Origin of the sequence: Pseudomonas sp. URIL14HWK12:I6, assembly GCF_000514195.1 — a bacterium.
GTDB classification, from domain to species: Bacteria; Pseudomonadota; Gammaproteobacteria; order Pseudomonadales; family Pseudomonadaceae; genus Aquipseudomonas; species Aquipseudomonas putida_A.
Genome location: NZ_AZVL01000020.1, coordinates 49,693 through 75,249 on the forward strand (window position 1 = coordinate 49,693; position 25,557 = coordinate 75,249).

The 25,557-nt window shown below is 61.6% G+C and carries 23 protein-coding genes; 12 read left to right on the forward strand and 11 right to left on the reverse strand.

The features are described from left to right. Positions 1-2: 2 nt before the first annotated feature. Genes H043_RS0122055 through H043_RS0122080 form a run of 6 tightly spaced genes read right to left on the reverse strand, consistent with a single transcriptional unit; the run spans position 3 to position 5,430 of the window. Positions 3-1,946 carry a response regulator gene (locus H043_RS0122055; protein ID WP_027613678.1) on the reverse strand — a complete coding sequence of 648 codons (1,944 nt, stop codon included), beginning with the start codon at positions 1,944-1,946 and terminating at the stop codon, positions 3-5. Further along, complete coding sequence (locus H043_RS0122060; RefSeq protein ID WP_027613679.1) at positions 1,936-2,811, reverse strand: sensor histidine kinase KdpD; 876 nt, start codon at positions 2,809-2,811, stop codon at positions 1,936-1,938. Before H043_RS0122060 ends, H043_RS0122055 begins: the two co-directional genes overlap by 11 nt. After that, entirely contained in the window at positions 2,804-3,814 is a 1,011-nt protein-coding gene (locus H043_RS0122065) for an ATP-binding protein (protein WP_027613680.1), read from the reverse strand. The genes H043_RS0122060 and H043_RS0122065 overlap by 8 nt, the downstream gene beginning before the upstream one ends. Next, positions 3,811-4,215: an anti-sigma regulatory factor gene (locus H043_RS0122070; RefSeq protein WP_027613681.1), complete on the reverse strand. Its 405-nt coding sequence runs from the start codon at positions 4,213-4,215 to the stop codon at positions 3,811-3,813. The genes H043_RS0122065 and H043_RS0122070 overlap by 4 nt, the downstream gene beginning before the upstream one ends. After that, positions 4,212-4,574 (reverse strand): STAS domain-containing protein, encoded by a 363-nt coding sequence (locus tag H043_RS0122075; protein WP_027613682.1) that lies wholly within the window; start codon positions 4,572-4,574, stop codon positions 4,212-4,214. Before H043_RS0122075 ends, H043_RS0122070 begins: the two co-directional genes overlap by 4 nt. Before the next feature lie 4 nt (positions 4,575-4,578). Continuing rightward, entirely contained in the window at positions 4,579-5,430 is an 852-nt protein-coding gene (locus H043_RS0122080; RefSeq protein ID WP_027613683.1) for an STAS domain-containing protein, read from the reverse strand. Positions 5,431-5,680: 250 nt separating this feature from the next. On the opposite strand from H043_RS0122080, the gene H043_RS0122085 reads away from it, so the two are divergent. Then, entirely contained in the window at positions 5,681-5,950 is a 270-nt protein-coding gene (locus H043_RS0122085; RefSeq protein WP_027613684.1) for a hypothetical protein, read from the forward strand. Between the two features lie 62 nt (positions 5,951-6,012). Here the strand turns inward: H043_RS0122085 and H043_RS0122090 are convergent, their stop codons facing one another. After that, complete coding sequence (locus H043_RS0122090) at positions 6,013-6,534, reverse strand: DUF4142 domain-containing protein (protein ID WP_027613685.1); 522 nt, start codon at positions 6,532-6,534, stop codon at positions 6,013-6,015. A gap of 204 nt (positions 6,535-6,738) precedes the next feature. On the opposite strand from H043_RS0122090, the gene H043_RS0122095 reads away from it, so the two are divergent. Beyond that, entirely contained in the window at positions 6,739-6,981 is a 243-nt protein-coding gene (locus H043_RS0122095) for a DUF465 domain-containing protein (protein WP_027613686.1), read from the forward strand. Between the two features lie 108 nt (positions 6,982-7,089). Beyond that, positions 7,090-7,254 carry a hypothetical protein gene (locus H043_RS30490; RefSeq protein WP_166495921.1) on the forward strand — a complete coding sequence of 55 codons (165 nt, stop codon included), beginning with the start codon at positions 7,090-7,092 and terminating at the stop codon, positions 7,252-7,254. 171 nt (positions 7,255-7,425) lie between these two features. On the opposite strand, the gene H043_RS0122100 is transcribed toward H043_RS30490, so the two are convergent. From H043_RS0122100 to H043_RS0122115, 4 genes are all read right to left on the reverse strand, one after another. Next, entirely contained in the window at positions 7,426-8,496 is a 1,071-nt protein-coding gene (locus H043_RS0122100; RefSeq protein WP_027613687.1) for an SMP-30/gluconolactonase/LRE family protein, read from the reverse strand. Beyond that, the gene (locus H043_RS0122105; RefSeq protein WP_027613688.1) at positions 8,493-9,638 is read right to left on the reverse strand and encodes an SRPBCC family protein; all 1,146 of its coding nucleotides are present in this window, start codon (positions 9,636-9,638) and stop codon (positions 8,493-8,495) included. Before H043_RS0122105 ends, H043_RS0122100 begins: the two co-directional genes overlap by 4 nt. A gap of 112 nt (positions 9,639-9,750) precedes the next feature. Next, complete coding sequence (locus H043_RS0122110; protein WP_027613689.1) at positions 9,751-10,614, reverse strand: LysR family transcriptional regulator; 864 nt, start codon at positions 10,612-10,614, stop codon at positions 9,751-9,753. Between the two features lie 309 nt (positions 10,615-10,923). After that, entirely contained in the window at positions 10,924-12,642 is a 1,719-nt protein-coding gene (locus H043_RS0122115; protein ID WP_027613690.1) for a hydrogenase maturation protein, read from the reverse strand. Between the two features lie 295 nt (positions 12,643-12,937). Between H043_RS0122115 and H043_RS0122120 the strand changes: the two genes are divergently transcribed. The 9 genes from H043_RS0122120 (at position 12,938) to H043_RS0122160 (ending at position 25,557) form a co-directional block, all read left to right on the forward strand. Beyond that, on the forward strand, positions 12,938-13,447 hold the full coding sequence (locus H043_RS0122120; RefSeq protein WP_027613691.1) for a sigma-70 family RNA polymerase sigma factor: 510 nt from the start codon (positions 12,938-12,940) through the stop codon (positions 13,445-13,447). Then, on the forward strand, positions 13,444-14,391 hold the full coding sequence (locus H043_RS0122125; RefSeq protein WP_027613692.1) for a FecR domain-containing protein: 948 nt from the start codon (positions 13,444-13,446) through the stop codon (positions 14,389-14,391). The genes H043_RS0122120 and H043_RS0122125 overlap by 4 nt, the downstream gene beginning before the upstream one ends. Before the next feature lie 90 nt (positions 14,392-14,481). Then, the gene (locus H043_RS0122130) at positions 14,482-17,403 is read left to right on the forward strand and encodes a TonB-dependent receptor (protein ID WP_027613693.1); all 2,922 of its coding nucleotides are present in this window, start codon (positions 14,482-14,484) and stop codon (positions 17,401-17,403) included. Positions 17,404-17,672: 269 nt separating this feature from the next. Continuing rightward, the gene (locus H043_RS0122135; RefSeq protein WP_027613694.1) at positions 17,673-18,149 is read left to right on the forward strand and encodes an MbcA/ParS/Xre antitoxin family protein; all 477 of its coding nucleotides are present in this window, start codon (positions 17,673-17,675) and stop codon (positions 18,147-18,149) included. Beyond that, positions 18,146-18,649, forward strand: a complete 504-nt coding sequence (locus H043_RS0122140; RefSeq protein WP_027613695.1) for an RES family NAD+ phosphorylase — start codon at positions 18,146-18,148, stop codon at positions 18,647-18,649. The genes H043_RS0122135 and H043_RS0122140 overlap by 4 nt, the downstream gene beginning before the upstream one ends. Before the next feature lie 116 nt (positions 18,650-18,765). Further along, the gene (locus H043_RS0122145) at positions 18,766-21,408 is read left to right on the forward strand and encodes a TonB-dependent receptor (protein WP_027613696.1); all 2,643 of its coding nucleotides are present in this window, start codon (positions 18,766-18,768) and stop codon (positions 21,406-21,408) included. A 225-nt stretch (positions 21,409-21,633) separates the two neighbouring features. Further along, complete coding sequence (locus tag H043_RS0122150) at positions 21,634-23,484, forward strand: extracellular solute-binding protein (RefSeq protein ID WP_027613697.1); 1,851 nt, start codon at positions 21,634-21,636, stop codon at positions 23,482-23,484. Beyond that, positions 23,471-24,535, forward strand: coding sequence for a microcin C ABC transporter permease YejB (locus H043_RS0122155; RefSeq protein ID WP_027613698.1), 1,065 nt, complete (start codon positions 23,471-23,473; stop codon positions 24,533-24,535). Before H043_RS0122150 ends, H043_RS0122155 begins: the two co-directional genes overlap by 14 nt. Beyond that, positions 24,535-25,557: an ABC transporter permease gene (locus H043_RS0122160; RefSeq protein WP_027613699.1), complete on the forward strand. Its 1,023-nt coding sequence runs from the start codon at positions 24,535-24,537 to the stop codon at positions 25,555-25,557. Before H043_RS0122155 ends, H043_RS0122160 begins: the two co-directional genes overlap by 1 nt.

Sequence of the window (25,557 nt, forward strand, 5' to 3'; positions counted from 1 at the left end):
TGTCAGGCACCATCAAGCGTGCGGCGGACCTTGTCCAGCAGTTCGCTGATCTGGAACGGTTTGACCAGCATTTCCATGCCGCTGCCGAGGAACACCTGGCGATTGATCGCGGTCTCGGCATAACCGGTCATGAACAGAATCGGCAGGCTTTCACGCCAGCCCCGCGCCACGTCCGCCAGTTCCCGGCCGCTCATGCGCGGCAGGCCGACGTCGCTCAGCAGCAAGTCGATCGTCGGGTCATTCTGCAAGCGCTCCAGCGCGGTTTCGATATCCGCCGCCTGCGTGCAGCGGTAACCCGCGTCTTCCAGCACTTCGGTGACGAACATGCGCACTGCCGGCATGTCCTCGACAATCAGGACATGCTCACCGGCGCCTTGCGGATCAACCTTCGGCGCCGGAATGTCGGCGCCGGTCGGGTCGTTCGTCGCCGGCAGCATGATGGTCACTTCGGTGCCACGCCGTGCCACGCTGCGGATGTGCGCATCGCCACCGGACTGGCGGGCGAAACCGTAAATCGTCGACAACCCCAGACCAGTACCCTGGCCCAGCGGTTTGGTGGTGAAGAACGGGTCGAACACCTTGTCGATCACACTGTGCTCGATACCGGTGCCGTCATCGCGCACCGACAGCGCGACATACGCACCATCGGCCATGTTCGGGTCGCCGTGGGAATACGCCGCATAGGTGTTGACCCAGATATTGCCGCCTCGGGGCAGCGCATCCCGGGCGTTGATGACCAGATTCAGCACCGCGCTTTCCAGCTGCACGGGATCGACCAGGGCAATCGCCGGTTTGTTGGTCAGTTCAAGTTTGAGGGTGATGCGTTCGCCGATGGTGCGCACCAGCAATTCTTCCAGCGAGCGCACCTGCTCGTTGATGTCCACCGGCCGGGTATCCAGTGGCTGTTGGCGGGCGAAGGCCAGCAGACGATGAGTGAGCGAAGCCGCACTCATCGCTGAATTCAGCGCTGCTTCAGCATAGAGCTGCACTTTGTCGGGCCTGGCATCAGCGATGCGTTTCTGGATCAGTTCGAGGCTGGTGATGATCCCGGTCAGCAGATTGTTGAAATCGTGGGCAATGCCTCCGGTGAGCTTGCCCAGTGCGTCCATCTTCTGCACTTGCAGCAACTGCGATTCGGCGCGCACCCGCTCGGCAACTTCCTTGGCCAGTTGGGTGGTGGTGTCGTCCAGCTGTGCCAGGTGCGAGCGCTCGCGGTGGCGATGCTCGGTGACGTCTTCGACGAATACCAGGCTCAGCTGCGGCGTGCGATATGGCGAAATCTGCCACTCGGTTTCGCGAACCTCGCCCTGTACGCGCATGTTCAACGTGCCTTTCCAGCGCTCGCCATCGACCAGCCGCAGGCGCAACTCGTTGAGGATCGCGCCCTGGTCTTGATCAAAGCACTCGCTGAGCGTTTCCGGGTTGCGGTTGTCTTGAATCATCTGCGTGAAGGCGTGGTTGCATTCATGCACTTTCAGGTTGGCATCGAGCACGGCAATCGGCGCCGAGACGTTGACGAAAATCTCGCGGAAGCGGGCCTCACTCTCGCGCAGCGCGTTTTCGGTATCGCGTACCCGCAGCAGAGTGCGCAGGGTCGCCAATAGCACGTCCGGGTCTACCGGGTGAATCAGGTAGGCATCCGCCCCGGCATCGAGGCCGGTGATGATGTCCCCGGTCTGGATCGACGCGGCAGACACGTGGATCACTGGCAGCAACGCGGTGCGTGCATCAGCACGCAAGATGCGCACGATGTCGAAGCCGCTCATGTCCGGCAAGTTGACGTCGAGGATCAGCGCATCGAGTGGCTCGCTCGCGATCAGCGCCAGGCCCTCGCTGCCGGTGCCGGCCTCCAGCACCTCGTAGCCATGGCGCTCCAGGCGCCGGCGCAAGGCGTAGCGGGTGGCGGCGTTGTCGTCGACGATCAATAGACGGATGTCACGTTTCATCGACGTTCTCCAAGGCGAGCGCCAGCGGAATGATCACGAAAAAGGTCGAGCCGACCCCCGGTGTGCTGTCCATCCCGACCTCGCCGCCGAGCAGGGCAGCGAAGCGCTTGCACAGGGACAAGCCGAGGCCGGTGCCGCGCAGACGTTTCTGCAGCGGCGAGTCGACCTGCGAGAAGTCCTCGAACAATGCACCGTGCAGCTCCGGCGCGATACCGATCCCGGTGTCGCTGACGGCAAAACGTACTTTGTCCGAGCCTTCCAGGCGCGCCGAAACCCGCACTTCACCGCGGGTGGTGAATTTCAGCGAGTTGGAAATGAAGTTGCGCAGAATCTGCCCGAGTTTTTTGTCGTCGGTGTACAGGCGTGGCAGGCCGACTGGCTCTTCGAAGATCAGGTCCACCGCCGACGCATCGACGATCGGCCGGAACATCCCGCGCAGGGCGGAGAACAGGTCGAACATGTCGAACCATGCCGGGGAAATAGTGATCCGCCCGGCTTCGATCTTCGCCAGATCGAGCAAGTCATCGACCATGTCGCTGAGTTCGCGGGCGGCGCTGCTGACGAACGCCACCTGCTTGTGCTGCTCGGGGCTGAGCGGGCCGTCGAGTTCGTCGGCGAGCAGGCTGTTGATGCTGAGGATCGAGCCGAGCGGGGTGCGGAACTCATGGCTCATGTACGACAGAAAGCGGCTTTTCAGGTCCGAAGCCTGCCTCAGTTCTTCCGCCTGGGTGTCGAGTTCGGCGTAGAGCGCCAGCACGCCCTGGTTGGTCTCGTCGAGTTCTGCGCGCAGGGCGGCGGTCTCGCTCTGCAATCGGGCGATCAGCGCAGCCTGTTCGGCGGCATTCAGGGTTGGCGACTCAGCCATGGGCGGCCTCCAGGGCAACGACCAGCACGGTTACATCGTCGCGCCCGCGACAGAAGTCGCGGTGCAGGACGCTGGCTATCACCGCCGGATGGCGGTGCACCAGACCGGGGTAGTCTTGAAGATTCCAACGGGACTGCAAGCCGTCGCTGTACATGATCAATAGATGTCCGTTCACGTGAGCATAGTCAAAGGGCTGGGCTTTCCGGTATTGGCCGCCGACGATGCCCGGATGCGAGGCCAGGCCCCGCGACTTGTCGGCGGTGATCAGGCTGGCGCCGATGTTGCCCACGCCAGTAAAGGTCAGGCCGTCGCGGGCGGCATTGTACTGGGCGAACGCTGCGGCGCCGCCACGGCTGCCGATCATGTCGCGGTGCATATCCTCCATCAGCAGCACCGGACTGGCGAACGGAGTCTCGGCGAACACCCGCTCGCCGGCCTTGGCCGCGCGTTCGGCATCCTCACCGTGGCCGAGGCCGTCGATCACCAGCGCACTGACATTCGCGCCGTTGTACGCCAGGTGCCAGGTATCGCCGCACGCCGGGTCGTTGTGCAACGAGTGCTGGCTGACGCCGTAGCGCAAGTCCGGTTGGCGGTCGTTGCGCGGATAAAGACGCGCCAGCAGCACCGCGCCACGGGCGTCGGCGTGCACGTCGAAGACTTCGGTCTGACGCGCCACGGCGCCCAGTCCGATGCCTTGGGTGCCGCCGGTGGAAAAACCGTCGGTCAGGCACGCGTCCAGATCAAAGCCCTGTGCGCGATCGACCGCGAGCATCTCGATGCCGAATCCGCCGGGGCGCGGCAACAGCCGCAGATGAAGTTCGCCGCGGCTGGCATGTTTGAGCACGTTACTGGCCAGTTCGGTGGCGACCAGCGCCACCCGCCCGGCATCGGTTGCATCAAAACCGTGTTGCTCGGCGAGCCGTTGCGCGGTGCGCCGGGCATGGCCGATCTGGCTGCTGTCTTCGATCAGCAGCACCTGGGTCAGTGACCCTGCGATATTCATGTCCATCGGGTGATCGTTATTCGCGTGCCCTTGCCCGGCGCGGTGTCCAGTTCGAACTCCTCGACCAGGCGTTTTGCCCCGGTCAGGCCCAGGCCCATGCCGCTGCCGGAGGTCCAGCCGTCGGTCATCGCCAGTTTGATATCGGCAATACCGGGGCCTTCGTCGCGGAACGTCAAGCGCAGCCCGACCTTATGATCTTCATCGAGAATCTGCCAGTCCATGTCGCCGCCGCCACCGTACACCATGGTGTTGCGGGCCAGTTCGCTGACCGCCGTGACCATTTTGGTCAGATCGATCAGGCGCATGCCGCATTCGGTGGCCAGTTTGCGGGCGGTCTGGCGTGCGAGCACGACATCCTGCTCGATATGGATGGGTTGAGTACCGCTGCTGCGTACGGTCATTGCCGGTTTACTCGTTCCTGCAGCAGTTTCATCCCGCGCTCGACGTTCAGTGCGGTGCTGACACCCGGCAGGGTCAAACCGAGTTCGACCAGGGTGATCGCCACGGCGGGTTGCATGCCGACCAGCATGGTTTCGGCGTCCATGATTTTCGACAGCCCGGAGATGGTGCTGATCATCCGCCCAATGAACGAGTCGACCATGTCCAGCGCCGAGATGTCGATCAGCACGCCACGCGCCGAGGTCTTGCTGATGCGCTCGGACAAGTCGTCCTGCAATGTGAGGGCAAGCTGGTCATGCATGTCGACCTGAATGGTCACCAGCAGAAACTTGCCCATTTGGAGAATCGGGATACGTTCCATCGGCTCAGACCGCTTTGCCGAGGCTGATGCCCAGGCGTGAGAGGGCGAGCTTCAGTGCGTCGGCCAGATTGGCCTTGGTCACCACACCTTGCAGGTCGAGGCCCAGGTGGACGATGGTCTGGGCGATTTGCGGACGCACGCCGCTGATGATGCAGTCGGCGCCCATCAGGCGAATCGCGGTCACGGTTTTCAGCAGGTGCTGCGCGACCAGGGTGTCGACGGTGGGGACGCCGGTGATGTCGATGATGGCGATTTCCGAACCGGTGTCGACGATGCGTTGCAGCAAGGACTCCATCACCACTTGAGTGCGTTGCGAGTCGAGGGTGCCGATCATCGGCAGCGCCAGGACGCCGTCCCACAGTTTGACCACCGGCGTGGAGAGCTCCAGCAGTTCTTCCTGTTGGCGTTTGATCACCGCTTCACGGGACTTCTGGAAGGTGCGGATGGTGTGCATGCCGAAGGCGTCGAACAGTTCGGAGATTTCCCAGAGTTGTTCGGCGAGCAGCGCTGGCTGTTCTTTATAGTGCGCTTGCAGCAGGGTAAACAGCGGGCCCTTCAGGGCGAAGATGAAACTGGCAGTCTGTTGCGAATCCTGACCGAGCTGGGCACGGCTGTGGGAGAGCTTTTCGAGGAACTGGCGGGTGGCTTCCCAACCCGGCGCATTGATGTTGGTGCCGTTGTCATCCTGCAGGCCGTTGATCACCAGTTGCAGGAATTCGCTGGTCTGTTGTTGCAGGTCATGGTCTTTGAGATTGCGGGTGGCGCCGCTGGCTTCCAGGCCGTTGATCCATTCGCTCAGCAGTTGGGGTTGTTTGTTTTTCATCGCATCGAATGTGCTGTTCTGCAGTGCTGCCATGTGCCTGTTGCTCCGTAGCGTATTGGGGCCGGTTCTGTAAAAAGTGACCGGTGCGAAGTCAGTGACCTTTGCCGTTCAAAATAGTTGTTCGGTTGCTCAGGGATATTTTTGATCCGGCGCAAGCAATGCCTCGGTAACTCTAGTCGGCGCCCTTCAAACCAGCGATGTTTTGAACGTTGGCACCGTAGCGGCTTCGAATATACAAGGCAGGCGGGTTTGAGTCGCGCCAGCATTGAAAAACGAGGTGGCTATGAACGAGCAATCGCAACAGCAGCAGAAACCGGACGCCGAACCGATCAATCGCAACGACCCGGCGATCGATCCGCAAGTGCCGGGGCAGAGCTCGCCAATCCCGCCGAAGGGCGAGGGCGAACAAGTCCAGAGTGCTGACCCTGCGGTGGATCAGAAGAACAAACACACCGACAACGACAACGAATTCAGCCCTGGTTTCGAACCTGAGCCCGATCGTCCGAAGCCCGGTGAAGAAACCGATGCCGACATCGATACTGACGGCGGTTGATCTCGCTGAAACGACAAAAGGCCGCATTTATCAATGCGGCCTTTTGCTGTACAGCGCCCGGGTTACTTGCTCGGGTGCTTGGCTTGCAGCTCTTTGGCCGCGGTCAGGTGTTTTTCCAATGCCGGGAGCATTTTCTGCGCAAAGGCTTTCAGCTCGGTAGCGCCTTTGGTCTTATCGTCGGTGACGGTGTTGGCTTCTTTCTTGAACAATTCGATGGTTTCTTCGTGGGCCTTGACCTGGTTGTTGGCGTAGGCCGCGTCGAAGGATTCATCGCGCATGTCGAGGATCTTTTCCTTGGCCTGTTTGACCAGGGTGGTGGTGTCAGGGACTTCGATGTCATTGGCCTTGGCAATGCTGGCCAGTTCGTCGTTGGCCTTGCTGTGGTCGGTGATCATCATGTTGGCGAACGCCTTGATGTCGGCCGACTGACTTTTTTCCAGGGCGAGGCGACTGGTCTCGATCTCCGCGATGCCACCGGCAGCGGCGTTGTCGACGAAGTCGTTGGAAGTGGCGGCGAAGGCACTGCCCATGCCGCTGCTCAGCGCGACAGCCAGAACGAGATGACGCAGGTTGAATCCGTCCATTGATGTATCTCCACACAGGTTTTTGTTGACGTTATGCAATGGAGGGAGCACAGCGGAAAAAGGTTTGATCGCGTTTCCGACAGGGCGACGAACGGCAACCGCTGGTCTGACAGGTGGTCGACAGAACGGCCCGACCAAGGCCATTCTGATAACTGCCAGCGCAATCGGTCGCGTTGGTTGCCGATCAACTGACGGAGGTGTTCCATGCCGGTGACTCATGACCTGTATCAGGACTTGAAGCTAACGAAGGAAGAGGTCCAGCAAAAACGCACCGAGGATCCATTTCTGGATGCACTGATCAACAAGTATTCCCAGGCGGACGCCGAAGTAGTCAAGGCCGAGACGGCGACCTCGGATGCACCCAGCGATGACACCCTGAAGAAACTCAAAGAGAAACGCTTGCAGGTCAAAGACAAGATCGTCGCGCAGTTGCAGGCTCGATCCTGACCGTCAGTCGCTTCACCGCTTCAAAATGGTGAAATGACTGAACGCAGCCCCTGACCGGCACCTCGAATGTACAGAGTCTTCACTCAGCGACTCTTTGCGAGGTGCCACATGAACACACCCAGATTCCCCAGTGAAGAGCAGGGCGGTTTCGACCCGGTTCCTACTCACCCTGAGCCCAACAGCCCGGCACACACCACCACTTTTCCCGAAGAGCCGGACGAAGATCTTCCTGAAGACGAAGATCCGGACAAGTTCGACAGATCCGGTAACTGACAGTCCGACTTCGCGAGCAAGCCCGCTCCCACATTGGAATGCGGTTCCCCTGTGGGAGCGAGCCTGCTCGCGAAGAGGCCAGCCCATTCAACATTATCGTTGCCTGACACACTGCTTTCGCGAGCAGGCTCGCTCCCACATTGGAATTACAGCTCCCACATTTGCCATGCATCATTTCAATGCATCAGCCAACGGCAATCGCGCCATGTGCGTAGCCTTCAGCGACCCCAGATACAACCAGTCCCCATACTCGCGCGCTGTGGTGATCGGAGAGTAATTGCCGCTGCTGGCGTCCTGCAGATTGGCGATCACCTTGCCCTCAAGGTCCAGCCCCAGGACGAACCCGCGTTTCTCCACCGGTTTTGGCAGCACCGTCAGCGCGCGCACGATCATCTTGCGCACCCGCGGATGCCCGGCGGTGCCGTCGAGCAAGGCACTGCGCGGTGCGTACAGCGCGACCCAGAAGCGGTTGCTGCCATTGAACGCGAGGTTGTCCGGCAGGCCGGGCAGGTTGTCGATGAACAGGTCATGGGTGCCGGCCTTGGGTCCCGTCAGCCAGTAACGACTGATGCGGTAGGCGCCGGTTTCGTTGACCAGCACATAAGCGTCATCCGGGCCGAGGGTCACGCCGTTGGCAAACTGCAGTTTGTCCAGCAGCACGCTGGTCTTGCCGGTCTGAAAGTCATAGCGCAGCAGGCGCCCGTCACCGCCATGTTCAATGATCGCCTCACCGTCATGGCCGTAGCCCCAGCGGCTGCTGGCATCGCTGAAATAGGCGTAGTGCCCGGACTTGTCGATCGCCACGTCGTCGGTAAAACCGAAAGGCAGGCCATTGGCCTCGGTGGTCAGAGGAATCAACTGACCCTGGGCGTCGAGCGACAGCAGACCCTTGACCCCGTCGGCAATCACCAGCAAACCATTGGGATGCCGCGCCAAGCCCAGCGGCCGGCCGCCAGTGTCGCTCAGCACCTTGCGCTCCTTGCCATCGAGGCTCGTGCGGATCAGTCGCCCGTCATGCAGGCCAGTGATCAGGTAATCGCCCTCCAGCAGCAGTGCTTCGGGGCCGTCGATGTCGCTCGGGCCAACCTGTTCGACGGCCTTGAGCCGCTGGTTTTCCGCGTAGACCCCTTCGTTCAGTGACGGCGCCGCTGGCGGTTTCCACGCCACCGGCTGCACCTTGGTCGGCATCAGCAGCAGAAACGCGATGACGAGGATCACCAGCAATAACAGCAGACGCTTCATGAAAGGTGCCCCGTCAGCGTCAGGTGCCTGAGCGCCATGTCGCGCAGGGCCTGCATCGAGGTCGCCGATTCCCGCTCGATACGGCGCTTGAGCAGCAGCAGATTGGCCAGGCGCATGCCAAGGCCATCGAACCGGTAATCCAGAGTGCGCACGAACCGCGTGCCGTCGCCTTGCGCCGCGCACTCGTAGGTCAGCAACAGCGACAAGCCATGATCGCCCCGCGCCTTGGCGCACCAGCGGCGACCGGGCAGATACTCGGTGACCTCCCAGCGCAAATGGCCGGCGCGCCCGCCGGCATGAATGTCTTCTTCGAAACGCGCGCCGGCATGCAGCGGGCCTTGCGGGCCGTCGATTTTCAGCGACGACGGGTGCCACTCGGGCCAGTGGTTGACGCTGGCGGCGTAGCGGAGCACGGCGATCGGTTCGCCGGCGATATCGATCTGGTGCTGCATGCGGGTCATGGGCGATCTCGAATAGCGCAACGGGGCGGGTGGCGGTTCCCAGTACAGGGTGCCGAACAGGTAATCCATCAGCGGAAAAACGATATTGAAATTACGCTCCTGCATGCGCTCGCGACGGTGATGCAGTTCGTGCAGATGACGCATCTGGCGGATCCACGGCAGGTGGGTCAGCGGATTATTCGGCGGTAGATGCTCGCAGGCGTGAAACACTTCGTAGGTCAGATAACCCAGCACCATGCAGCCGCCGAACAGCCCGGCGACATTGGTGTTGAACTGCGCGAGCAGCCACCACAGCGGCAGGGTGAAAACCAGTGTATGCACGACGATCAGCCAGGCTGGAAACAGAATCACCCGCCAGTCGCGGGCGCCGTCGTACGTCATGTGGCCGGGGGTGAAAAAGCTGTGATGGTCGCCGGCATGTCGGGCATAGAACAGCTTGGCGAAAGTCTTTTTGTGATGGCCGAGATGGCGATGGACCATGTACACGCCAAAGTTGAACAGCAGCAGGGTCAGCGGCACGCTCAGCCATTCCAGCGGCTGCACCTGATGCGCGCTGCTCCAGAAAGCGCCGATCGCCAGCACGCCGAACAGAAGCACGAAGGCGCCGTGCAGCCACGGGTTGTACAACGGATGAATGGCCGCACGATAGCGGCTGCGAAATGCCTCGGTGGTCTGCCTCACTGCGTTCACCTGTGGGTATTGTTGTTATACCCGGCAGATTAGCCGATCCGGCCGTTTGTGCAGGCCGCACCTTGAGGTCAGTTGCGCCATGCTCCGGTGTAAAGCGGCCGACTCAGCTCAGCGGGTTCCAGCGTTGCGACCAGTCGTCATCGGTGGCGATTACCTGGCGCAGCAGATCGAACGCCTGTTGCAGCGTCGCCGAGTCGCGCTCGCGTGCATACACCAGATAGGTTGGATAGCCGAATTCCGGGGCTTTGGTGACCGCTTCCAGGGCGCCGGTTTCCAGATAGCTGCGCACCACACGGGTACGGAAGTAGCCACTGCCGCCATGTTCGAGGATGTATTGCAGGGCCAGCGGGCCGAGGTTGAAACTCAGCGCGGCTTTGGCCTTGTCTGGCAGGGCGGCGTCGTGCTGGCGACGGAAGTCCGGCCCCCAGTCGATGTAGACATAGGGATCCGGGCGGTTCGGCGCACGCACCAGAATCAGTTTCTCTTCCAGCACCTGCTCGACTTGCAGGCCGGGCCAGTATTCCGGCTGATAGACCAGCGCGGCATCGAGCACGCCGAGTTCGAGTTGGCGCAGCAGGTTTTCGCCGTCGCGGATTTCCATGCGCAGGGCGTGGCCGGGGATCTTATCGCGCAGTTCGGCGGCCCAACTGAGCATCAACGGGTTGCACAGGCTGACTTCGCCGCCTATGTGCAGCACGTTGTGATAGCCGTCCAGCAGCGGCAGGTCGCGCCGTGCGGCTTCCCATGTCTGCACCAGTTGATTGGCGTAGACCACGAACGCTTCGCCATTGGCGGTCAGTTTCGCCCCGGCGCGGTTGCGCACGAACAGCGTACTGCCCAGCTGACTTTCGAGTTTCTGCACCCGGGCGGTGATCGCTGTCTGCGTGACGAACAGCTTCTGCGCCGCCGCCGCGAGGCTGCCGTGACGTACGATTTCCAGAAAGGTGCGGGCGAGGTCGATGTCCATGGGCGGGCCGGTGTCTGAGGTGCGGGCATTGTAAGTGCCGGCTCGCCACCGCGTCATCGTTCATCGCGAGCGGGCTCACTCCCACAGGGTCCTGCGCTGGCCCATCGATTTCGCGAACGACCCGAAATCCTGTGGGAGCGAGCCTGCTCGCGAATGCGGTCTGCCTGCCAAACCAGCAATGCCTGACCCACCGCCATCGCTGGCAAGCCAGCTCCCACAGGTTTTATGTCGTTCACAAGTTCTGTGAGCGCCGCAGTAACCTGTGGGAGTCTGGCTTGCCAGCGATGGGGCCGTAGTGGGCGGTGAAGCTCAACCCGCCAACTCAACTTTGCGCACCCGCGCCCAGTCTTCCACCAATCGCGCCGGTGTGCCGCAGGCCTTGCGCTTGTAGACGAAGTGGCTGCACTTCTCGGCAAACTGGTTGCGGTTGTAGAGCATGTCTTCCTGCATCTCTTGCAGTTCGCTTTCCCGACATTGCTGGATCAGCACCTGATCAACCCGCAACTTGCGCTCGCGCACGGCAGCGTAGGTCGGGTCGGTCAGCGCCGCGTTGGCCCGTTGCAGCAACCACAAGGAAAACTCATCCGGGCAGCGCGGGCCGATTTCCTGGACCATGCCCAGTTGCAGCGCCTGCGTGGCACTGACCGGCAGGCAGGCCTGGGTCAGTTGCTCGGCCATCGCCGGGCCGACGGCGCGCGGCAGGCTGTAGGTCCAGTATTCCGAGCCATACAGGCCCATGCTCTTGTAGTGCGGATTGAGCACGATGTCCGCGCGGGCAAATACGATGTCGGCGGCGAGCGCCAGCATCACGCCGCCGGCCCCGGCATTGCCGGTCACGCCGCTGACCACCAGTTGCCGCGCGCTGAGCAGTTCGGCGCAGACATCGTCGATTGCCTGAATATTCGCCCAGGCTTCAGCGCCCGGGTCCTGCGCCGCCTGGATCACGTTCAGGTGCACGCCGTTGGAGAAGCTGCCGCGCCCGCCCTTGATCAACAGCACGCGAGTGTCCCGAGACTTGGCCCAGCGCAGCGCTTCAACCATGCGCTGGCACTGTTCGGTGCTCATCGCACCGTTGTAGAACTCGAAAGTCAGCTCGCCGACATGCCCGGATTCGCGGTAGCGGATCGGCTGATACGCCTCGTCGTTGAACGGCTCGCTGGCGATCGACCAGTCGAGGGTCGGCACGCCGTCCAGTTGCCCGGCCAGCACATGCCGCGCCGGTTGCTTGAAGGTCTCTTCGCCGGGCAGTGGTTTGCGCCGCAGCGAGCCGATCCACAGGCTGTGATCGCCGGTCGCCACCAGCACCGCGTCGTCATGCACCGCGAGGATTTTGCCGGGAATGCCAGTGCGCTGATCGAGGTGCGCGTCGTACACGTAATACTGCCCGCCGGCCAGGCTTGCCAAGACCCCGGGCTGGCCGTCAGCGGCGTCAATGCAGCGTTTGATGAACCGCGAGCAGTCGTGCCAGCTGAAGGTGCGGTCGTCCTGCTTCATGTTTGGCTGCAAGCGCCCCCGGACTTTTGGGTCGGTGTAATCCAGTGCGACCGGAACGAAGCCGTCGATGAACTTCTCGACCACTTCGCGAATGCAGCGAATCGCCGCATCGCTGACCCGCCCGTTGTACAGCTCGGACTTGCGCAAGCCCGACGGCAGATTGAATTCGCAGGTGGCCCAGACCGGGCCGGCGTCCATTTCTTCTACCGCTTGCAGCGCGGTCACGCCCCAGCGCGTCAGTTCATTGGTGATCGCCCAGTCCAGCGCGCTGGCGCCACGATCGCCGACGATGCCCGGGTGGATGATCACCACCGGGCGCCGCGCATTGCTCCACAGCGCCTGCGGTACGCGGTCCTTGAGGAACGGGCAGATCACCAGATCGGCGCCGCTGTGTTCGATCTGTTCGCACACCGACGCCTCGTCGGTGAACACCACGACGCTGGGCGAGTGCCCGGCCTGACGCAGTTCCAGCCAGGCGCGTTGAGTCAGGCCGTTGAAGGCCGATGACAGCAGAATAATCTTCAGTGATCGCATGGTTTTCTTCCTTGAAGGGATAGCCGCGGGCTCCCGGTGAGCCGTCCTTGGCGTTCGATGAAGCGCGCAGATTAGAGAGTGGCTGCGCGCTGGCAACTGATCAGGGTCAACGTTGTGTCAGTCAATATTTCTGCGGCGACGGAACGTCTTATTCTCAAAGGTTTGCTTGTCCTGATTTTTAATTACTTCAAATGTCCGCAACGCTATTGCACAGTCGCGCCTGATCAAGAGCCGGACGATCCCGGCAGAACGATGGTTTTTCGCAGCGGGTGGGACCCGTTTCAGGGAGCAAGGCATGGGTGATGTTCAAAACCCGCATTACCGGATGATTGGGCACATGTTCCAAAAGGACTATCGCTGGCTGTGCGCTGCCGTTGGCCGCACGCTGGGTTGCCCGCACAGCGCACAGGACATCGCCTCGGAAACCTTTTTACGGGTGCTGGCCCTGCCGGACCCGAGCGCCATTCGTGAACCCCGGGCGTTGCTGACCACCATCGCCCGGCGGCTGGTCTATGAAGGCTGGCGCCGCCAGGATCTGGAGCGCGCCTATCTGGAGAGCCTGGCGCTGGCGCCGGAACCGGTGCATCCATCACCGGAAGAACGCGCGTTGGTGATCGAGGCGTTACTGGCGGTCGATCGCTTGCTCAATGGCTTGTCGGCCAAGGCCAAAGCCGCGTTTCTCTACCATCAGCTCGACGGTTTGACCTACAGCGAAATCGGCGAACGGCTGGGGGTTTCCACCAGCCGGGTGCAGCAGTACATGGTCGAGGCCTTCAAGCGTTGCTATCAGGCGATGCAGGCATGAGGCCGGACGAAGCGGTGATCGACGAGGCGGCGCAGTGGATGGCGCTGTTGCAGTCCGGCGAGGCCAGCGCTGGCGAGCGTGCGGCGTTCGAAGCGTGGCGCGCGGCTGACCCGAGGCACCAGCGGATCATCGAGCAAATGGGCGGCGGCCTTAACCTGCTGCGTAATCCGACCTTGCGCGGGCTGCCGCGCAACAGTCTGCTGCACAGCCTGAATGCGCCGTCGAGCCGGCGGCGCTTTGTCAGTGGCAGCTTGAGCGTGCTCGGCATCGCGGTGCTGGCCGGTCTGCTCGGGCGCCGCTATGGCTGGCTGCCGGAAGTGGGGGAGTTGGCGACCGGCACCGGCGAGCGGCGCGATTTCACCCTGGAGGATGGCAGTGCGCTGAGCCTGAATGCGCGGACGCGGGTGGTGGCGCGATTCGATGCGACTCAACGCTTGCTGGCGTTGCGCTCGGGTGAGTTGCTGGTGGACGTCGCCAAGGATCCCGCGCGGCCGTTCGTGGTCGAGACCGAACATGGGCGGATGCGGGCGCTAGGGACGAAATTTCTGGTGCAACAGGGCGACGATTCTACGCGGCTGGTGATGCTGCATTCGCAGGTCGAAGCGGTCACTGCCGGCGGTGCGCGGCAAGTGGTGGAGGCGGGGGAAAGTCTGCTGTTCAACGCCCAGGACATTCTCGCCCTCGAACGCAGCAACGGTCAGGAAAGCGCATGGGTGCAAGGTCGTCTGGAAGTGCGCGACCGGCCGCTGAGTGAAGTGATCGACAGCCTGCGCCGCTACCGCCGGGGCATTCTGCACCTGAGTCCCGAAGTGGCCGATCTGCGCCTGAGCGGCCTCTATCCGCTCGATGACAGTGACCGCACCCTGCAACTGCTGGAGCGCTCGCTGCCGATCCGCGTCACTTGGCACAACCCCTATTGGGTCAGCATCGGCGCGCGGTTATAGCGTCATAACTTCTTGGCCTAATCGCCGCCCTATAAAAAGCGCCGGCCCGCTGCTCATTCCCTGCAGACGCCTTCAACAGGGAAGCCCTTGATGATTTCATTCAAACAACAATTACCGCGCCTGACCCTCGCCGCCGCACTGGCGATGGGGCTGGGGCCGATCGCGGTGTATGCGCAGGATTCTGCGGCCCAGGTCTACACCTTCGACATCGCCAGCGGCCCGCTGGATGAGGTCTTGCTGGATATCTCACGCCAGACCGGCGTGCCGATTTCCTTCAGTCAGAATCTGGTGCAAGGCAAGCGCAGCAGTGCGGTGCGCGGTGCGTTGGGCGGGCGTCAGGCCGTCGAGAAGGCCTTGCGCGGCAGCGGCTTGCACGTCGAGCAAAGTGCCCAGGGCCTGAGCGTGCGCGAAGGCGAGGCGAGTACGCCGGTGGCGGCCAAAGTCAGCGCTGTGGCCCCAGCCACCAGCGCCGATTACCGCATGGAAAAAGTCACCGTCACCGGCTCGCGAATCGCCCGTGCGCAGAGTGATGGCGCGACCCCGGTCAACGTCATCACCCATGAAGAAATGGAAGCGCGCGGCTACAAGAACGTCTACGACGCCTTGGCAACGCAGACGCAAAACACCGGCATGACCCAGGGCGAGGACTACGGCAACACCTGGCAGCCAGCAGCCAGCGCAATCAACTTGCGTGGCCTCGGCCCCAATCACACGCTGGTGCTGATCAACGGCCGGCGCGTCGCCGATTACCCGACGCCATACGATGGCAAGGTCAACTTCACCAACCTGGCGAATATTCCCTCGGCAGTCATCGACCGTATCGAAATTCTCAGCAGCGGCGCCTCGGCGATCTACGGTTCGGACGCGATTGCCGGGGTGGTCAACATCATCCTCAAGAAGCAGATCAATGGCATCGACGTCAATCTCAAGGGCGGCACGAGCGAGCGCGGCGGTGGCGACAATCAGCGTCTGCAAATCAGCGGCGGTGGCAGCTGGGGCGACTTCGACGGCTTGTTCGGCCTGGAGCTGACCAACCGCGATCCGATCTGGGCCGATGATCGCGGCTTCATGCAGAGCGGCCCGCTGGCGGATGTCGGTTACCGTCGCGACCTGAGCAACAACCGCTACCTCGGCCCCGGTTGCGGCGCCTATCAAGGCACCTTCGACAACAAGCTGTTGAACAACGCGGGTCGTTGCCGCACCGATCAGATGTACAACGATTACTGGACGATCCAGACGCAAAAGGAAAACTACGACGGCTACACCCGCGGCACCTGGCACTTCAGCGACAGCGGTCAGGTGTTTGCCGACTTGATGTATGGCCTCGATCACATCCAGAACAACACCCGTGGCCCGACTTTTACTTCGCCGGACTTCATCAACCAGAACAGCGGCAATCTCGAGCGCTGGTATCGCCGTTACGGTGAAGAGGAAATCGGTGGTCGCACCAGCAACAACAGCAAGTGGACCGACACTTCATGGACCGGCACCCTCGGCCTCTCGGACAAGATCGCCGACACCGGCTGGAGCTACGATCTGGCGGCCAACCGTTCGGAATATCGCAGCGTCAGAACCACGCGCTACACGCCGCTGTCATCGATTCAGGATTTCTACCTCGGCCCGCAATTGGGCGTGAGTGGCGGTTATCCGGTGTTCGCCCCGGACGCCTCGCGCCTCGATCGCCCGCTGACGCCACAAGAGTGGGAGCAGTTTCGCAGCAACCTGACCCAGCGCAGCAAGTCGGTTTCCACCAGCTACAACGCCTCGATCAATGGCGACTTGTTTGACCTGCCGGCCGGCCCGGTCGGATTCGCCGGCGTGCTGGAAGCGGGCAAGCAGGAATATCGCGTCGACCCGGATGACGCTCTGAATAACGGCACCTTTTATGGCGTGAGCCCGGCGCAAAGCTCCGGCGGTTCGCGCAAGCGCTACGCGGCGGGCGGCGAGTTCAGTATTCCGGTCACCGACACCGTGCTGGCCACCGCCGCCGGGCGTTGGGACCAATACAAATTCAGCGGCCGCAGCGAGCAGCAGAAAACCTATAACCTCGGCCTCGAATGGCGCCCGATCACCAGTCTTTTGCTGCGCGGCAGTTACGGCACCAGTTTCCGCGCGCCGGACCTGAACTACATCTACCAGTCCGACAGCAACGGTTACTACCCGGCGCAGATCGACTACTACGGTTGCAGCCAGGGCGTGCAGGGTGCGTGTGATCGCGGGCGGGTCGACTACACCCAGAGCGGCACCCCGGATCTTGAGTCCGAACGCGGCAAATCCTGGACCTATGGTTTTGTCTGGTCGCCCTCGCGCAACTTCGATTTCTCCACCGATTTCTGGCGTGTAGAGATCGACGATCTGCTGACTACCGTCGACGAAAACCGCCTGTTGCAGCAAGAGAACGAATGCCGCAACGGCACCCAGGACATCAACTCGGCCAACTGCCAGTCGACCCTGGCGCGCATCGACCGCAATCCGGGGAATGCCGCCATCGATCCGAATCAGTTGCAACGAGTGCGGGTCAATGCGATTAACGCCGCCAGCGAGCGGGTCAGCGGTCTGGACTTCAAGAGCAACATCCGCTGGGGCGCCGGGCAGTACGGCGCGTTCAGTTCGGCGCTGGGCTATACCCTGGTGCTTTCGCATTTCTACAAGGAATCCGACGAAGCTCCGACTCAGGACTGGCGCACCTCACGCACCAACTACGACTGGCGCAGCAAGGTCAACGCCAGTCTGACCTGGGATTACCAGAAGGCCACGGCGACGCTGATGGGCATTCGCTACGGTTCCGTGACCAACGGCGCGGGTGACGGGCGTCTGTCGCCATGGACGGTGTTCAACGCCAGCGCGCGCTACAAGCTCAACGACCGCGCCAGCGTCGGCCTGACCGTGAACAACGTGCTCAACCAGATCAAACACGATGACTCGGCTGGCTGGCCGTATTACCCTACCGGTAACTATGACCCGTACGGGCGGCAGTGGTGGCTGGATGTGAGTTATCACTTCGGCAGTTGAGCGCGCGGTATTCGTGGGTAATGTCCTACGGAAACAGGTCTGGATTTCGCAGAAACGGGGATATTTCCGACGACATTCTCAGGTTGGTCGTCGGAAGCGCGATCTATAGCATCGGACATGACATTGAAGTCGTAAACGGCTTGGACGCTCAGGCCTCTGATAACGGATGGATTATGCGAACTCCCCACCTCGAATACGAAACGCCTGCTTATTCCCATCGCCTTCACTGGCGCACCGATCGTGCCAGATGCCCCATGGAGGAGGTCACGATGCCCAGCGTCAAGGTACCCCGGCTGACGGGGGTGAAGAGGGCCGAGGGCAGACCTGTCGACTTGCTCGTGAATGGCCGGAACATAGGTGACGATGCCTTTCTGATCGTTGACCTGACCGACGAAGGTTTTGAGCTGAACGATGTCGTCAACATGCTTTCAACCTCTGAGCTTTATCTGCAAGGCGACATGGTCAAACGCATCACCGGCAAGTCGGTCAGCACCGTACGCCGATTACTGAAGGAAGGTAAAACGGTACGGCTTGACCCGCAGCAGAGCGTCGTCGCCTACCAATATGCCTTGGTGCTGGAAAAGGCCACTCGCGCCTTCGGGAGGCAGTCACGGGCCGAGGAGTGGCTGCGCAAGCCCAGCACCTACCTGAACGGTCGCGTACCGGTGGAGTTTATTCGGCATTCACTGGGGTTTCAGATGGTGGAGCAGTATCTGGGGCAACTGATATACGGGGTTTACACATGAATCCCTTGCCCTGGGACGAGCACTGGTATGCCTGGCGGCTGGACCCCGAGGTTTATGGCGGGACGTGGGACAGCGGGATGGGTTCGAATCTCAATGGTGGCCGATGGAACATACCCGGGCGGCGAGTCGTTTATGCATCAGTCGATCCGTCGTCGGCCATTCTGGAGGTGGCAGCCAATCACAGCTTTGATGCGCTGGACAGTGAACCTTATGTGCTCACGTGTTTTGAGGTCGTCAGCGAAGCAAAAGTGAAAATCGTCCAGCCGGAGGATGTGCCGAATCCTTATTGGTTGAGCCCCGCCAAGCCTTCCCCCAATCAACAACTGTTCGCCGATGCGTTGTTGGCAGAGCATCCGTTTGTACTTATCCCTTCGGCGGCAACCCGGCACTCGTGGAATCTGCTGGTGAGTTGCGAATTGGCGGAGGGACAGTTCAGGATGGTTTCCCAAGAACGGTTTGGGCTGGATACAAGATTGCTGAGGGAGATGGAGCTGGCTTGATCCACACCTGCCATTTTTTGCATAACCTCATCACCCAACGGTCTAAATCGGGCTCTATAAAACCCTGCTGTCCATTGCACATCCCTGCATAAACCAAAACGCAGGGATGGCTGTTCATGATCCATTTTTCACCCGTTAGATCCCGTTTGAGCCTGGCCTTGCTGCTGGCGATCAATACCTTGCCGGCGGTCGCTGCCGAAGAGCCGACAACCCAGTTGCAACGGGTCGAAGTTACCGGCACGGCGATTCGCCGGGTCGATGCGGAAACTGCAGTACCCGTCACCATTCTGCGAGTTGAAGAATTGCGCGAGCAGGGGGTGAGCACCACCGAAGAGCTGGTCAGCCGGATTTCCGCCAACCAGTCCTCGGTCGGCTCCGGTCGTTCGGTGGGTTCGAGCAGCGGTGGGGCGTCGTATGCCGATTTGCGCGGTATCGGCCCGAACAAGACGCTGGTGCTGCTCAATGGTCGGCGGCTGAGCAACAACGCGACCAATGCGATCAATGGCTCCGGGGTTGACCTGAACACCATTCCGTTCGCCGCCATTGATCGCGTCGAAGTCTTGCGTGACGGCGCTTCGGCGTTGTACGGCACCGATGCGATCGGCGGGGTGATCAACTTCATCACCAAGACCAGCCTCACCGAAGGCCAGCTCAGCACCAACTACGACACGCCGACCCATGCCGGCGGTGGTGAAAGTCGTAACTTCAGCGGCAGTTGGGGCTTCGGTGATTTGCAGGATGACCGTTTCAACGTGTTTGGCGTGGTCAGTCATGACAAGCAGCAACGCCTGGCTGCCGAGGATCGTGGCTACACCTACAACTATCAGCCGGGACGTGGCCTCGATTACACCTCGGGTACCGCATCACCGGCCAACTGGAGTCAGGGCAGCAACGCCACCAATCCACTGGCCAGTTCCGCTTGCAATGCACCGGGGTTGCTGGCGCGCAATGGCATCTGCCGCCAGAGCCTGTGGAACTACCTCGATCTGGTGCCGGAAACCGAGAAGACCTCGGCTTTCGCCAAAGCCACCGGCAAGCTCGCGGATGATCACAACGTCAGCCTCGAATACTTCTGGGCACGTAACGAAAACCGCACGCAGATCGGCCCCGGTACGCTGATGGGCAATCAGGTCAATCCCGGCACGACGTTCTATCCCGGTAACGGCATTACTCCCGGCCCCAACGGTTTCGCCCTCGACCCGACGCAACCGGTGGATGTGAACTGGCGCGAAACCGCCGTAGGCGCGCGCCAGCACGAAGACGACAACACCGGCCAGCGTTTGCTGTTGAGTTTCGACGGCAGCGTGGTGGGTTGGGACTACAACGTCGGTGCGTCGTACAACCAGAACAAAGTGGTCAATAGCATCGAGGCCGGCTATGTCAACGACCGCGCCGTCAGCGCCGGCATTGCCAACGGCATCATCAACCCGTTTGGCGCGCAGACCGCTGCCGGGCAGGCGCTGCTGGCGGCCAATGCGGTGGACGGCGATTACTCGACGGCAGTGGGGCGGGTGAAGGCGATTGATGGACGTGTCAGCCGCGAGATCGGTGACTGGTTCGGCGCCGGCCCTTCGGCACTGGCGCTGGGTGGCGAATACCGCAAGGAAGATTTCCATCAGGACTTCGCCCAGTTCGCCGCCGATGTGCAGAGCCTGGGTGTCGACCCCAATGCCAGCGTCACCGGGGATCGCAGCGTCTCGGCGCAATACGCCGAGGTCAACGTGCCGGTACTCGACAGCCTGGAATTGTCCGCTGCCGTGCGCCACGACAAGTACAGCGATTTCGGCAGCACCACCAACCCGAAGTACTCGTTCCGCTTCCAGCCGTTCAAGGAACTGGTGGTGCGCGGCGCCTACAGTGAAGGTTTTCGCGCACCGTCGTTGTATGAGCTGTACAACCCGAACTTCACCACGTTCACCGTCGCCAACTACAACGACCCGCGACTGTGTGCCGGTGGCAACCCGAGTAACGGCGGCATCGCCAACCGCGACTGCGCCCAGCAGTTTTACAGCCGCACCGGTGGCAATACGGACCTCAGTCCGGAAACCGCGCGTAACGTCACCCTCGGTTTCGTCTATCAGCCATTCGAGCGCCTGAGCACCGGGCTGGATTTCTGGTGGATCAACATCGCCAACCAGATCGCCGAATTCCCGGAATCGGCGGTGTTCGAGAACCCGGAGCTGTACCCCGAGCGCCTGGTGCGCAAGCCGGACGGCTCCATTGATCACATCGTCACCGGGCTGGCCAACCTCGGCAAGATCAAGACCAGTGGTGTCGATGTCAGCTTTGATTACCGCTTGCCGAGCACCCCGTACGGCAACTTCGGCATCGGCCTGCAAGGCACCTATGTCAGCCGCTACGAGTACCAGCAGCAACTCAAGGGCGACTATATCGACAAGCTCGGCGATTTCCGTGGCGGCGACTTTTCCTCGGCCGGCGCCGTGGCCCGCTGGCGTCACAGCCTGACCGGCAGCTGGAACTATGGCCCCTACGGTGTAGCGCTGACCAACCGCTACACCAGCGGCTACCACGATTCCGACCGCGAGACCCACGATTATGTTGGCTCTTACAACGTCTGGGATCTGGCCGGCACCTACACCTGGCGCAAAACCCTGAGCGTGACCCTCGGCGCGAAGAACCTGTTCGACCGCGAGCCACCGTTCAGCAACCAGACCTACACCTTCCAGAGCGGCTACGACCCGAAATACGGCGACCCTTTCGGGCGGACGTTGTACACGCGGGTCAATTACAAGTTCTGAGAATGCCCAGAGGCGGCGGGTTTTAGTCACTTATTGATCTAAGCCTGCCCTATAAAAATCGCCGGCCTGTTGCACATCACAGGTAGGCAGGGTGTTTGGTGATTGTTCGGGCCTCATCGCTGGCAAGCCAGCTCCCACAGGGATTTGTGAACACCGCAAAACATGTGGGAGCTGGCTTGCCAGCGATGAGGCCATAAACAGCACCGTGCAAAAAAGGATCTGCCAATGCTATCCAGGCTCATTCTGCTTAGCGCTTTTGCGCTGCTAAGCCCATTCAGTTGGGCCGCCCCGCAACCCGCGTTAACGGTCTACGGCGAAGCCCCCAAATACGCCCCGGACTTTCAACACCTGGCCTATGCCAATCCAAACGCCCCCAAGGGCGGGACGCTGCGCCGCTCCTCGCTGGAAAGCGGCCCGTTCGATCACTTGATTCCGTACATCGATAAAGGCACCGGCGTCGCCGACATCGATGGCTGGCTCTACGCGCCGCTGGCCTATCGCAGCAAGGATGAACCCTATAGCGTCTACGGTCTGGTGGCGAAGCAGATGGAACTGGATGCGGATCGTCGCTGGTTGCGCTTCTACCTCAATCCGAAGGCCCGGTTCGACGACGGCACGCCAATCACTGCCGAAGACGTGCGTTACACCTTCGAACTGTTCACCACTCAGGGCAGCCTCAAATATCGCCAGCAGTTTCGTGACGTCGCCGACGTGGTGGTGGAGTCGCCAACGCAAGTGCGCTTCAACTTCAAGAACAACGACAGCCGCACCTTGCCGCTGGATCTGGCGACGCTGCCGGTGCTGCCCGAACATTGGTGGCGTACGCGCAACTTCGCCGAGGGCGCCGGTTTCGAGATCCCGCCGGGCAGCGGCCCGTACCGGATCAGCGCGGTGGATGCCGGGCGCAGCGTGAAATTTCAGCGCGTTGCCGACTGGTGGGCCAAGGACCTGCCGATCACTCGCGGCCTCTATAACTTCGATCACTTGAGCGTGGAGTTCTTCGCCGACACCGATGTTTCCCGGCAAGTGCTCAAGGCCGGTGGCTTCGATTACAACCGCGAGTTTTCCGCGACCAGTTACACCATCGGCTATGCCGGGGCGGCGCTGGAGCAGGGCAAATTGCTTCGCGAACATCTGGCGCCGGGTGCTGCGCAAGGTTCGCAGGGTTTCGTGTTCAACCTGCAAAAACCGATGTTTCAGGATCGTCGGGTGCGGCAGGCGATCGCCATGCTCTGGGATTTCGAATGGAGCAATCGGCAAATGATGCGCAGCATGTACCTGCGACAGCGCAGTTACTTCTCGCACAGCGCATTGGCGGCCACCGAGTTGCCGGACGCCGAGGAACTGAAAATCCTCGAACCGTGGCGCGGCAAAATCCCCGATGAGGTGTTTACCCAAGTCTTCGAAGCGCCGAAAACCGACGGCAGCGGCAACATCCGCGCCGAGCAGTTGCAGGCCTTGAAGCTGCTGGAAGCCGCCGGCTGGAAACCCCGTGGTGATCAGTTGGTGAATGCCAATGGCGAGCCGCTGCAGTTCACTTTTCTCAACGGTCAGAAGGGCTTTGAACGGCTGCTGCTGCCGTTCAAGCGCAACCTGGCGCAGATCGGTATCGGCTTCGATATCCGCCAGGTCGACACCGCGCAATACACCAACCGCGTGCGCAATCGCGACTACGACATGATCGTGGTCGGCTACCCGGTAAGTCAGGCGCCGGGGCGCGAGATGTTCAATTACTTCGGCTCCGACGGCGCCGACGATCCCGGCTCGAACAACTACATGGTGCTGCGTGATCCTGCGGTCGATGCCTTGCTCGAAGGGCTGGTGCAGGCCGATAACCGCGAAAGCCTGCTGCGCCATGCCCATGCCCTGGATCGGGTGTTGCAGTGGGGCTATTACTGGATTCCCAATTACTACCCACCGGGAATTTCCACGGTGTGGTGGAACCGTTTTGGTCGTCCGGCGACGGCGCCGTTGTATGACGCCGGACTCGATACCTGGTGGGAAATCAGCCCGACCGCGCTGACCGCCACGCAGATGCAGCAACAGCAAAAGGAGTACGCCCATGTTGGGTTATAGCCTGCGGCGTCTGCTGCTGATCGTGCCGACGTTGCTCGCCATTCTGCTGGTCAACTTCGTCATCGTGCAGGCCGCGCCGGGTGGCCCGGTGGAACAGGCGATTGCCCGGTTGCAGGGCATTGGTGTCGGCGCGGCGGTGGGCGGTGGTCATGTCGAAACCATCGGTGGCGAATCCCGCGCCACCCGGGGGCTCGACCCGAAACTGGTGGCCGATATCGAGCGTCAGTACGGCTTCGATAAACCCGCCGGCGAGCGCCTGTGGCTGATGCTCAAAAGCTACGCGCAACTGGATTTCGGCCAGAGCTTTTTCCGTGGTGCCAGCGTCACCGAGCTGATCTGGCAGAAGCTGCCGGTGACCTTGTCGCTGGGCTTGTGGGCCACGTTGATCACCTATCTGGTGTCGATTCCGCTGGGCATCCGCAAGGCCGTGCACAACGGTTCGGCGTTCGATGTCTGGAGCAGCGTGGCGATCATCATCGGCTATGCGATGCCGGGGTTTCTGTTTGCGCTGCTGTTGATCATCGTGTTTGCCGGCGGCTCCGCGCTGGACTGGTTTCCGGTGCGCGGACTGGTCTCCGACAACTTCGCCGAGCTGTCGCCGTGGGCCAAGGTCGCGGACTACTTCTGGCATCTGGTGTTGCCGGTCACCGCGCTGGTCATCGGTGGATTCGCCACGCTGACCATCCTCACCAAAAACAGCTTTCTCAACGAGATCTCGCGGCTGTATGTGGTGACGGCGCGGGCCAAGGGCCTGAGTGAACGTCAGGTGCTGTACGGCCATGTGTTTCGCAACGCGATGCTGCTGGTGGTGGCCGGCCTGCCTCAGGCACTGGTGACGGTGTTTTTCGGCGGCTCGCTGCTGATCGAAGTGATCTTCTCGCTGGATGGCCTCGGTCGCCTGAGTTACGAAGCGGCGGTGTCCCGCGATTACCCGGTGGTGTTCGGTTCGCTGTTCATCTTCACCCTGTTCGGCCTGCTGATAAAACTCCTCGGCGACCTGTGCTACACGCTGGTCGACCCGCGCATCGACTTCACCGCGAGGACTGCCTGATGCTGACCTTATCTCCCATAGGACAGCGCCGTTGGGCGCGATTCAAGGCACATCGACGTGGCTGGTGGTCACTGTGGCTGTTTCTGCTGCTGTTTGGCCTGAGCCTGGGCGGCGAGCTGATCGCCAATGACAAACCGTTAATGGTCGAGTATCAGGGCCAGTGCTACTTCCCGGCGTTCAAGCGCTACACCGAGCAGGATTTCGCCGGTGAACTGCCGTTCCAGCCGGACTATCGCAGCGCACAGGTGCGGCAACTGATCGAGGGGCAGGGCGGGCGGATGTGGTTTGCGCCGATCCCGTTCGGTTTCGATACGGTGAATTACGACCTGACTGAACCGGCACCGAGTCCACCGAGCGGCGAGAACTGGCTCGGCACCGACGATCAGGCGCGGGATGTGCTTGCGCGGGTGATCTTCGGTACGCGGGTGTCGCTGCTGTTTGCCCTGGCGCTGACCGCTGCCAGTGCGCTGATCGGCATTGCGGCCGGTGCCTTGCAAGGTTATTACGGTGGCTGGGTCGATCTGCTCGGGCAGCGATTGCTGGAGGTGTGGTCGGGGCTACCGGTGTTGTATCTGCTGATCATCCTGTCCGGGTTCGTCGAGCCGAATTTCTGGTGGTTGCTGGGGATCATGGCGCTGTTTTCCTGGCTGAGTCTGGTCGATGTAGTGCGTGCCGAGTTCCTGCGCAGCCGCGGTCTGGAATACGTGAAAGCCGCGCGGGCGCTGGGGGTTGGCGATATGCAGGTGATCTATCGGCACATCCTGCCCAACGCCATGAGCGCGACCCTGACCTATCTGCCGTTCATTCTCACCGGGGCGATCGCGACCTTGTCGGCGCTGGATTTTCTCGGTTTCGGCATGCCCGCCGGCAGCGCCTCGCTGGGCGAATTGATCGGTCAGGGCAAGAGCAATCTGCAAGCGCCGTGGTTGGGGCTGACGGCGTTTTTTGCCCTGGCGCTGATTCTTTCTCTATTGGTGTTCATCGGTGAGGCCTGCCGAGATGCTTATGATCCGAGGGCTTGA